7 protein-coding genes are annotated in these 11,226 nt (G+C 59.9%); all 7 read right to left on the bottom strand.

Features of this window, described 5'->3' with window-relative positions:
- Positions 1-237: 237 nt before the first annotated feature.
- Positions 238-1,866, bottom strand: a complete 1,629-nt coding sequence (locus PH605_RS19020) for an alpha-D-glucose phosphate-specific phosphoglucomutase (RefSeq protein WP_078052610.1) — start codon at positions 1,864-1,866, stop codon at positions 238-240.
- A 4-nt stretch (positions 1,867-1,870) separates the two neighbouring features.
- Complete coding sequence (glgA, locus tag PH605_RS19015; protein WP_142845720.1) at positions 1,871-3,313, bottom strand: glycogen synthase GlgA; 1,443 nt, start codon at positions 3,311-3,313, stop codon at positions 1,871-1,873.
- 5 nt (positions 3,314-3,318) lie between these two features.
- Positions 3,319-4,581: a glucose-1-phosphate adenylyltransferase gene (gene glgC / locus PH605_RS19010; RefSeq protein WP_003522150.1), complete on the bottom strand. Its 1,263-nt coding sequence runs from the start codon at positions 4,579-4,581 to the stop codon at positions 3,319-3,321.
- Between the two features lie 21 nt (positions 4,582-4,602).
- Entirely contained in the window at positions 4,603-6,810 is a 2,208-nt protein-coding gene (gene glgB, locus PH605_RS19005) for a 1,4-alpha-glucan branching protein GlgB (protein WP_142845719.1), read from the bottom strand.
- Positions 6,810-9,272: a glycogen/starch/alpha-glucan phosphorylase gene (locus PH605_RS19000; RefSeq protein ID WP_003522152.1), complete on the bottom strand. Its 2,463-nt coding sequence runs from the start codon at positions 9,270-9,272 to the stop codon at positions 6,810-6,812. Before PH605_RS19000 ends, glgB begins: the two co-directional genes overlap by 1 nt.
- A gap of 440 nt (positions 9,273-9,712) precedes the next feature.
- Entirely contained in the window at positions 9,713-10,483 is a 771-nt protein-coding gene (locus tag PH605_RS18995) for a class II glutamine amidotransferase (RefSeq protein ID WP_078052614.1), read from the bottom strand.
- Positions 10,484-11,197, bottom strand: coding sequence for an aspartate/glutamate racemase family protein (locus PH605_RS18990; RefSeq protein WP_065657370.1), 714 nt, complete (start codon positions 11,195-11,197; stop codon positions 10,484-10,486). It abuts the gene before it with no gap.
- Positions 11,198-11,226 lie beyond the last annotated feature (29 nt).

Genomic DNA, 11,226 nt, shown 5'->3' with positions numbered 1-11,226 from the left:
CACGGTGTTGCTCCTCTTTCGTGTCCGAGATCGTCGCCAAACGCTCGAATACGAGTAGAATCAACACCGTGCGCCATGTCCACCAAATTTAAACCGGACAGCAGTGGGACAAGGCCGAGGATGACGTCGAGTTTGGAGAGAGGTCTGTTACTACTCTCAGACGGCCTTGTGGCCGCCTCCCGTCTTTTCGATTCTGCGCCTCTCCAGCAGCAACGGCGGATGCAACTGAACAAAACCTCAGGTAATAACGCTCGGCTCGCTACGGCCGGTATGGGCCTTGATGCCGGCGATCGTATCGGCAACGGAAATCAGGTCGGCAAGCGCCTCCTGCGTTTCGATGCCGTGACGGGCCGCATCCGCCTCGTAACGCTCGACATAAAGGCGAAGTGTGGCGCCCGCAGTACCCGTGCCGGAAAGGCGCAGCACGATGCGTGAGCCGCCTTCGAACAGGATGCGGATGCCCTGATTTTTGCTGACCGACTGATCGACCGGATCGTGATAGGCAAAATCATCCGCCGCCGCGACCTTCAGATTGCCGTAGCTGGTGCCGGGAAGCGTGGCGAGTTTTTCGCGCAGGGTGGCGACCAGCGTGTTGGCGGCGTCCGAATCCACTTCCTCGTAGTCATGGCGGGAATAATAGTTGCGGCCATATTCGGCCCAGTGCTTTGTGACGATGTCCTTCACGCTTTCCTTGCGCGCGGCGACAATGTTCAGCCAGTAGAGCACGGCCCACAGGCCGTCCTTTTCACGCACATGGTTGGAGCCGGTGCCGAAGCTTTCTTCGCCGCAGATCGTCACCTTGCCGGCATCCATGAGGTTGCCGAAAAATTTCCAGCCGGTCGGCGTTTCATACATGCCAAGGCCAAGCTTTTCGGCCACGCGGTCCGCTGCCGCACTCGTCGGCATCGAACGGGCAATGCCGGAAATGCCGGCGGCATAACCCGGGGCCAGTTTGGCATTGGCCGCAATGATGGCGAGGCTGTCGGACGGGGTGACGAACATGCCCTTGCCGACCACCATGTTGCGGTCGCCATCGCCATCGGAGGCCGCGCCGAAATCGGGGCCTTCCGGGCTCATGACGTCGTCATAAAGCTCCTTGGCGTGGACAAGGTTCGGGTCGGGATGATGGCCGCCGAAATCCGGCAGCGGCGTTGCGTTGCGGACGGAGCCCTTCGGCGCGCCGAGGCGCTTTTCGATGATTTCCACAGCATAGGGACCGGTGACGGCGCTCATGGAATCGACCACGACCTTGAAGCCGCCGGCGATCAGCGCACGGATGGCGGCGAAATCGAACAGTTCTTCCATCAGGGCGGCGTAATCGGCAACCGGATCGATCACCTCGACCGTCAGTTCGTCCACCTTGAAGCTGCCCACCTTGTCGAGATCGATATCGGCGGCGTCGGAAATCTTGTAGCTGTCGATGACCTTCGAGCGGGCATAGATCGCATCGGTGATCTTTTCCGGTGCGGGGCCGCCATTGCCGATATTGTATTTGATGCCGAAATCTTCGTTCGGGCCGCCGGGATTGTGGCTGGCGGAAAGCACGATGCCGCCAAACGCCTTGTATTTGCGGATGACGTTGGAGGCGGCAGGTGTGGAGAGAATGCCGCCCTGACCGACCAGAACCTTGCCGAAGCCGGCAGCGGCGGCCATCTTGATCGCTTTCTGGATGACTTCGCGGTTGTAATAACGGCCATCGCCGCCGATCACCAGCGTCTGGCCCTGAAAGCCCTCAAGCGCGTCGAAGATCGACTGGATGAAATTCTCGGCGTAATTTTCCTGGGCGAAGACTGGCACCTTCTTGCGTAGGCCGGATGTGCCCGGCTTCTGGTCCTGATAGGGCTTCGTCTGAACGGTCTTGATCATTGTTTCAATGGCCTTTCGAAATAAGCTGGCTGTAAAGCGCGGCGTAAAGACCGGCGCTCTTTTCCCAGGAAACATCGGATTTCATTCCGAGTTTCTGCATTTGTGTCCATAGTTTCGGGTCGTGGTAATAACGGACGGTCCGGCGGATCGCCTGTTTCAGACCATCGAGCGTAACGGGTGAAAACTGCACGCCGGTCGCCGATTTATTGGCGATGGCGGCATGGTTGGCGTCGATCACCGTGTCGGCAAGGCCGCCGGTGCGGGCGACGACCGGAATGCAGCCATAGCGCAGCGCATAAAGCTGGGTGAGGCCGCAGGGTTCGAAACGCGAGGGAATGATGATCGCATCGCAGCCTGCCTGCATCAGATGCGACAGCGGCTCGTTATAACCGACAGCAACGCCGACGCGGCCATGGTGGCGGGATGCCGCCGCCAGAAGCGCGCCTTCCAGCGCCACTTCGCCGGCGCCAAGCACCACCAGACGGCCGCCGAGGGAAACGATCTCGTCCACGGCTTCCGCCATGAGGTCGATGCCCTTCTGCCAGGTGAGGCGGGAGATGATGCAGAAAAGCGGGCTGTCATCATCGTCGATGCGGAAATGTTCGGCGACCGCCTTCTTGTTCAGCGCGCGGTTCTTGAGATTGGCGACCGAATAATTGTCGTGGATCAGATGGTCCGTCGCCGGGTTCCAGACATCGGCATCGATGCCGTTGACGATGCCGTGCAGCACATGGGCGCGGCTGCCGATGACGCCGTGCAGGCCCATGCCGAATTGCGGGGTGAGGATTTCCTCGGCATATGACGGGCTGACGGTGCTGAGCGCCGTTGCCGTCTGCAGCCCGCCCTTCAGGAAGCTCACATCGTTGTAATATTCGATGCCCTCCATGCCGAAGGCATGGGCGGGCAATGCAAGCTTGCTGAAGATATTCGCACCGAACTGGCCCTGAAAAGCGATGTTGTGGATGGTGAGAAGGCTCGGAATCTCGGGCGTTTCGGCATAACGCATATAGACCGGCGCCATGGCGGCCTGCCAGTCGTGGGCATGCACCATATCCGGCCGCCAGCCGGGAAGCGCGCCGGCGGCAATGCGGGCCGCAGCCAGCGACAACGCCGCGAAACGCTTCCAGTTGTCAGGGTAATCCTTGCCGGTCTGGTCGAGATAAGGGCCGCCTGAGCGCTCGTAATAGGCCGGCGCATCGAGAATGAGGAGGTCGAGCCCCTCATGCCGCACTTCGAGCACATCGGCTTTTTCGCCGAGCAGATCGGTAAATTCGAAACATTTGACGGGGTCCGTCACGGCGGCTTTCACCGCCGGATATCCGGGTATCAATGTGCGCGTCGTGACGCCATGGGCTTCCAGCGCTATGGGGAGCGCGCCGGCAACGTCGGCGAGCCCTCCGGTCTTGATCAGGGGATAGATTTCGGATGAAACCGAAAGGACATTCATGGGCTCTACAGGTCCAGCTTGTCGATCATCGATTGGGTGATAAGGCAAATGCCGTTTTCGGTGCGGCGGAAACGTTTGGCATCCAGTTCTGGGTCTTCTCCAACAATCAGTCCTTCCGGAATGACCACGCCATGGTCGATGACGACATTGCTGAGCTGGGCGTGACGCCCGATCTTCACACTCGGCAGTACTACGGCATTCTCAAGGCGGGAGTATGAATTAGCGCGCACCCCGGTAAACAGCAGGCTGCGTTGCAGGGAGGCGCCGGAAATGATGCAATCGCCGGAGACGACCGAAGACACGGCCGAGCCGCGGCGATTCTCGTCATCGTGCACGAATTTCGCCGGCGGGGTGATTTCCGCATAGGTCCAGATCGGCCAGGACTTGTCGTAGATATCGAGGTCCGGCACCACATCCGTCAGGTCGATATTGGCCTGCCAATAGGCGTCGATGGTGCCGACATCGCGCCAGTAAGGGCCATGCTCGAAATCCGAACGAACGCAACTATCGGCGAAGCGATGGGCGACGGCTTTGCCGTGTTCGACGATATAGGGAATGATGTCCTTGCCGAAGTCGCGGCTGGAAGTCGGGTCGGCGGCGTCGCGGCGCAGGGCTTCCATCAGGAATTTCGTGTGGAAGACATAGATGCCCATGGAGGCGAGCGCGAATCCTTCATTGCCCGGAATGCCCGGCGGATCGGCCGGTTTTTCGATGAAGTCGATGATTTCGTCTTTTTCATTCACATGCATCACGCCGAAGCCGGTCGCTTCCATGCGCGGCACTTCAAGGCAGCCGATCGTCACGTCCGCACCGGAATCGACATGCTGCTGCAGCATGTATTCGTAATCCATTTTGTAAATGTGGTCGCCGGCGAGGATGACCATATATTCCGGCGCATAGGGCTCGATGATGTCGATGTTCTGGTAGACGGCGTCGGCCGTGCCTTCATACCATTGCGTTTCGGAAACGCGCTGGGAGGCCGGCAGGATATCGAAGCTTTCGTTACGTTCAGGGCGGAAGAAGTCCCAGCCGCGCTGCAGGTGGCGGATGAGCGAGTGCGCCTTGTATTGCGTGGCGACGCCGATGCGGCGAATGCCGGAATTGAGCGCGTTGGAGAGCGCAAAATCGATGATGCGCGCCTTGCCGCCGAAATAGACGGCGGGTTTTGCCCGGCGGTCCGTCAGCTCCTTCAGGCGGCTTCCTCTGCCGCCTGCGAGGACATAGGCCATTGCATCGCGTGCCAAAGGCTGAACTCTTTTTTCCGACATGGTGTCCTCCCTCTCTGTCTGTCAGTTTTCCGGCTCGAGCATGATCGTTGCGAGTGGCGGCAGGACGAGCATCGCCCCGATATCGCCGCCGGCATCGACCGCCTGAACGCGTCCGCCATTTCCCTTGCCGCTGCCGCCATAAATTTCGGCGTCGGTGTTGAGAATCTCCCTCCACCGCCCCGCAAGCGGAAGCGGCACATAATAGTTTTCCCGATAGACCGGCGTGAGATTGCAGATGACCGCCACCGGCTTTTCACCCGGCGCCATGCGCAGCCAGGCGAAGACGGAATTGTCGTGGTCATCAACCACAAGCCAGCGGAAACCTTCCGGTTCGCAGTCGCGGGCGTGCAAAGCGGGTTTTGAACGGTAGGTGAGGTTGAGATCGCGCACGAGGCGGCGCATGCCCTCATGCATCGGATATTGGCGCAGGTTCCAGTCGAGCGAGCCCTTTTCGCTCCATTCGCTCCATTGTGCGAATTCCTGCCCCATGAACAGCAGCTTCTTGCCGGGATAGCCCCACATGAAGGCGTAATAGGACCGCAGATTGGCGAATTTCTGCCAGTCGTCGCCGGACATCTTGGCGATCAGCGATCCCTTGCCGTGCACCACCTCGTCATGGGAAAGCGGCAGCACGAAATTTTCGCTGAAGGCGTAAAGCAGGCCGAAGGTCAGCTCCTGATGGTGGAACTTGCGATGCACCGGCTCGCGCGAGAAATAACTCAGCGTGTCGTGCATGAAGCCCATATTCCATTTGAAGCCGAAGCCGAGGCCGCCCTCGTGGACCGGCTGCGACACTTTCGGCCAGGAGGTGGATTCCTCGGCAATGGTCATGACACCCGGATGGGTGCCGTAGACGAGGGAATTCATCTTCTGCAGGAAGCGGACGGATTCGAGATTTTCCCGCCCGCCATATTCATTGGGGATCCACTCGCCTTCCTTGCGGGAATAATCGAGATAGAGCATCGAGGCGACCGCATCCACGCGCAGGCCGTCGAGATGGAATTTTTCGGCCCAATAAAGCGCATTGTTGATGAGGTAGGACATCACCTCGATGCGGCCGAAATTATAGATGGCCGTGTTCCAGTCGGGGTGAAAACCCTGACGCGGATCGGCATGTTCGTAAAGCGCCGTTCCGTCGAACCAGCGCAAGCCGTGCTCGTCGGTTGGAAAATGCGCCGGAACCCAATCGAGCAAGATGCCGATGCCGACCTTGTGAGCGCCATTGACGAAACGCGCAAAGCCCTCCGGATCGCCGAAACGGGCGGACGGCGCATAAAGCCCGGTCGTCTGGTAACCCCAGGAAGGGTCATAGGGATGTTCGGTGATGGGCAGGAACTCGATATGGGTGAAGCCCATATCCGTGCAATAGGGAATGAGCTGGGCGGCCAGTTCGTCCCAGCTCAGGAACGTGCCGTCCTCGCGCCGCCGCCAGGAGCCGGCATGCACTTCGTAAATGCTGATCGGCTGGCGGCGCTGGTCCACCTGCGCCCAATGTTCCCGGTGGGCCTGATCTTCCCATTTCTGGGTGAGTTCCGGCGCGGTGACGGAGGCGTTCTTAGGCCGCAACTCGGCGCGCCGCGCATAGGGGTCTGCCTTCAACGGCAGAAGCTCGCCGTTTGCGCCGAGGATTTCGAACTTGTAGGCACAGCCGGCATAGACGTCAGGCGCGAAGATTTCCCAGATGCCGGTATCCTTGCGGAACCGCATGACATGCCGGCGGCCATCCCAATTGTTGAAATCGCCGACGACGGAAACACGCCGCGCATTGGGAGCCCAGACGGCGAAGTGGAAACCTTCGACGCCCTCGAGCTTCAGCGGATGTGCGCCCATCCTGTCGAAGAGCCGCAGATGCGATCCTTCGCGGACGAAATAATCGTCCATGGGGCCGAGAACCGGGCCGAAACTGTAAGGGTCGGTCACCGCCCATTCGGCATCGTCGCGGCTGGCGCGATACCGCACAGGCTGCCGCTTCGAAAGATCGATGCGGCCTTCGAAAAAGCCATCCGGATCGAGCCGCTTCAATTCGCCCACGAAATTTCCGTCCAGCGTCAGGACGGAAACCTCCTCGGCGCCGGGAATGAAACAGCGGGCGGAAAACCCTTCCGGCGTTTCGTGAACGCCGAGAAGGGCAAAGGGATTGGAATGCAAACCGCTCTTGATCGCCTCGATTTCAGCCTTCGTGATGTCGCCAGTCTTTTTCTCTTCGGCCGAATTGAGCGGTTTTTTCATCAGGCTCTCCAGATCTCGGTGGCATATTGGCGGATTGTCCGGTCGGACGAGAACCAGCCCATACGCGCCGTGTTGCGCACTGTCTTGGCATACCAGCTGTCCGGATCGCTCCAGATCGCGTCCACTTCCCGCTGCGCATTGGCATAGGCGTCGAAGTCGGCGGCGACCATGAACCAGTCGCTGTTGTAGATACCGTCGATCAGGCCGGCGAAACGGGAGCGGTCATCCGGCGAGAACACGCCGGAGGCGATGGAAGACAGCGCCTGCGACAGCTCGGCCGATCCTTCGATAATCGCGCGGGGATTGTGGCCTTCGGCGCGCGCCTTGGCCACTTCATCCGCCGTCATTCCGAAGATGACGATATTCTCCGCGCCGACATGATCGCGCATTTCGACGTTGGCGCCATCGAGCGTGCCGATGGTGAGCGCGCCGTTGAGTGCGAATTTCATGTTGCCGGTGCCGGAAGCTTCCATGCCGGCCGTCGATATCTGTTCGGAAAGGTCGGCGGCGGGAACCATGATTTCCGCAAGCGAGACGTTATAGTTCGGAACAAATACCACTTTCAGAAGCCCGCGCACGGCCGGATCGTTGTTGATGACCCGGGCAATATCGTTGGCAAGCTTTATGATCAGCTTCGCGTTGTGATAACTCGGCGCCGCCTTGCCTGCGAAGAACTTAACGCGCGGCACCCAATCCAGTTCCGGGTGAGAACGGATCTGATCGTAAAGCGCGACCGTTTCCACGAGGTTCAGAAGCTGACGCTTATATTCATGGATACGCTTGATCTGGATGTCGAACATGGCCGAGGGATCGACGCGGATGCCCATGCGCTGCGCCACCGTATTGGCAAGCCGCACCTTGTTCAGACGCTTTACCTCGGCAAACTTCTCGCGGAACCCGGCATCGTCGGCGAAACGGTCAAGTGCTGTCAGCTTTTCCGCATCGTCGAGGAAATCGTCGCCGATTGCTTCGCGCAGCAGGCTGGTGAGGCCCGGATTGCACTGCATCAGCCAGCGGCGCGGTGTGATGCCATTGGTCTTGTTGTTGATACGGTCAGGATAAAGGCTGTGAAGGTCGGCAAAGACCGTTTCCTTCATCAGGTCTGTATGAAGGGCGGAAACGCCGTTGATGGAATGCGAGCCGATGAAGGCGAGGTTGCCCATGCGCACGCGGCGTTCGCCGCCTTCATCGATCAGTGAGATCGAACGGATCTGCTGATCCGCCATCTTCTTTTCCTTGCGGGCGTAAACCAGCGTGTTGGCGTTTATCGCATAGACGATCTGCATATGTCTTGGCAGAAGACGCTCGAGCAGCGGCACCGGCCAGCTTTCCAGCGCCTCCGGCAGAAGCGTGTGGTTGGTATAGGAGAACGTGCCCTGCGTGATCTTCCACGCTTCCTCGAATTCCAGACCGTGCACATCGCACAGAAGACGCATCATTTCGGCGATGGAAATGGCCGGATGCGTATCGTTGAGCTGGATCGAGACCTTCTCGGGCAGCGAGGTGAAATCGGGATATTGCTGCAAATGGCGGCGCAGAATGTCCTGCAGCGAGGCGGAGGAGAAGAAGAACTCCTGCCGCAGGCGCAGTTCCTGACCGGCCGGCGTCGCATCGGCGGGGTAGAGAACCCGCGTCAGGCTTTCCGCCTTGTTGCTTTCGCGCAAGGCGCCGATATGGTCGCCGGCATTGAAGGCGGCCAGCAGAATGGGGTCGATAGGCTGCGCCGACCACAGGCGGAGCGTATTGACGCGGGTGCCGCGCCAGCCGACGACCGGCGTATCGTAAGCCATGGCGATCACGCGTTCGGCCGGTTTCCAGACGAAACGCTGTGGATCTTCATAACCGCCGATGGTTTCCACCGAGCCGCCGAAGCCGACCTCATAGGAGCTTTCGCGGCGCTCGAATTCCCAGGGGTTGCCGTGCGCCAGCCAGGTTTCCGGCAGTTCCACCTGCCAGCCATCCGCCATCTGCTGGCGGAAGAGGCCATGCACGTAACGGATGCCGTAGCCATAGGCGGGAATGTCGACGGTCGCCATGGATTCCATGAAACAGGCCGCAAGCCGGCCGAGGCCGCCATTGCCGAGCGCCGCATCCGGCTCCAGCCCGGCGATGACATCCAGATCGACGCCGAGCGAGGACAGGGCATCGCGGATTTCGTGCATCAGGCCGATATTGGAGATGGCGTCGCGCATCAGGCGGCCGATCAGGAATTCGAGCGACAGATAATAAACGCGCTTGGAATTATTGGCATAGGCCTTGCGGGTGGATTCCATCCACTTGTCGATGATGCGGTCGCGCACGACGAGAATGGTTGCGGTCAGCCAGTCATGCGGCTTGGCAACCTTGACGTCCTTGCCGATACGGTAGGTGAGGCGTTCGATGATTTCCGACGCCATGATTTCCGGGTTGGAACTGCGCGGGGCGGGACGGGGAAGATCGGCGGCGTTAAGATTATTGATCATTGGTCGGTCAGCACCTTGGTGGGAGGAGAGGGTCTGAGAGGTTGATCCGGCTTGCCTTTGCTGATGCCAGTTTATGCATCGATATGGAGGCGTGGCAACAGCAATTTTTTCGGAAAATTGAACAGCTTAGCGCAATGAAAAATAAGTGTTTTTCTCGGCGCCCCAAGGATCGCCGAAGGCATTGATCGCCCTGTCTGCGCCGTTCTTCAGCGAATTTTCTTGGTCCTTGCGATGCCGGGCATCGCTCGGAAAAGGGGAAGAGGCTGCAATACTTCTAAAATGGTTCACCGGTCCTGAAATCTGTTTCGAACTATCGGATCACACACTAGCCTTCGCGGTTGCGAAAATTCAATGAAAATAAACAGGGCAGCGCTGCCGCCGCGCCGAACTGTGGCGGCGCGGGTGTAAAAACCGGCTGCGATCATCGCCATTGGCGCTGTTTACGGCAGGAGAAAAGGCTCCATCGCCATCTCCCCGGCGCGGATCGTCACTCTGGTATTCGGGGGAACGGCGCACCAGGGCGCGCAATCGAAGGAAAAGGGTTCGGAACTCAATGCGATGCCGTCATCGAGCCCGCGCCAGTAGAGTGTCGGCGGCTTGTCGTCGCTCGACCAGCGGAAGGCATGCAGGCAATCGCCATCCATAAGAACGGCGCTGAATCGCAGTGCGGAAGAAACACCTGCCGCCATCATCTTTTCCTGGCAAAGCTGCAGCGCGGTGGAAATGGCGCGAACCGGCTCGGTATCGAGGCCATGCCCGGCGGCGATGAGGAAGATCGCTTCGCTGTCGCCGGTGCCGCGTCGCGACGCATAGATATCGTCGGGGATGAGGGAATCGATGTCGCGCCTGATCTGCTCGTAACCGCCGATCTGGCCGTTATGCATGAACAGGTATCGCCCATGCGCAAAGGGATGGCAGTTGGCGCGGGACACTTCGCCTGACGTGGCGGAGCGGACATGGGCCATGAACATGCCCGAGCGGAGCTGGTGGCAAAGCGCCGCCAGATTGGCGTCGGACCAGGCGGGCCTTGTATCGCGAAAAACGCCGGGCGTTCCGCGTTCGCCATACCAGCCAAGACCGCAGCCATCGCCATTGACGACGGTTTTCGCTTCCCTTGCGGCCATGGACTGGCTGACCAGCGATGCTTCCGGCTCAATCAGCAGACTGTCGAGCCAGACCGGCTTACCGGAATAGGCAAAGAGGCGGCACATTCATGCGGCTCTGTTCAGGGCCTTGTTTCCGAGGGCGAAACCGACGGCGGCCTTCGCGTGAATGGCGGTCGAATCGTAACCCGGCAGCGGCAGGGCATCGGGATCGATCAGCAGCGAAATCTCGGTGCAGCCGAGAATGACGGAATCGACGCCGAGTGCGCGGGCCTTCTCGATGACCGCGAGATAACGCTCTCGCGAGCAGGACTTGATTTCGCCCTGGCAAAGTTCACCGAAGATGATGTCGTGGATTGCAGCCCGGTCTTCCGCATCGGGCACGACCACCTCGACGCCGTGGCGGCGCATGCGGTCGGTGTAGAAACCATGTTCCATCGTGTAGCGGGTGGCGAGCAGCAGCGGCTTGCGGCGTCCATCCGCCTTCAGGGCTGCGGCGGTTTCATCGATGATATCGATCAGCGCCACGCCGGACATCTTCTCCACGGTGTCCGCGACCAGATGCATGGTGTTGGTGCAGATCAGCACGCAATCGGCGCCCGCATTGGCAAGCCGCGCGCCGGCAGCGCCCAGAAGGGCACCGGCCTCATCCCAGCGATCGGCCTTCTGAAGGGCGACGACCTCTGAAAAATCGAGCGAATGCATGACGATGTCGGCCGAAACCAGCCCGCCGCGGTTGTCACGCACGGCCTCGTTGATCATGCGGTAATAGGTTGCGGTGGATTCCCAGCTCATGCCGCCAATCAGGCCGATCCGTTTCATAAGAGTTCCCTTATCAAGTTTGATTGAAA

This window comes from Agrobacterium sp. CFBP 3001 (assembly GCF_027871605.1).
Classification (GTDB): domain Bacteria; phylum Pseudomonadota; class Alphaproteobacteria; order Rhizobiales; family Rhizobiaceae; genus Agrobacterium; species Agrobacterium leguminum.
This window is presented reverse-complemented; position numbering and strand designations above follow the sequence as displayed.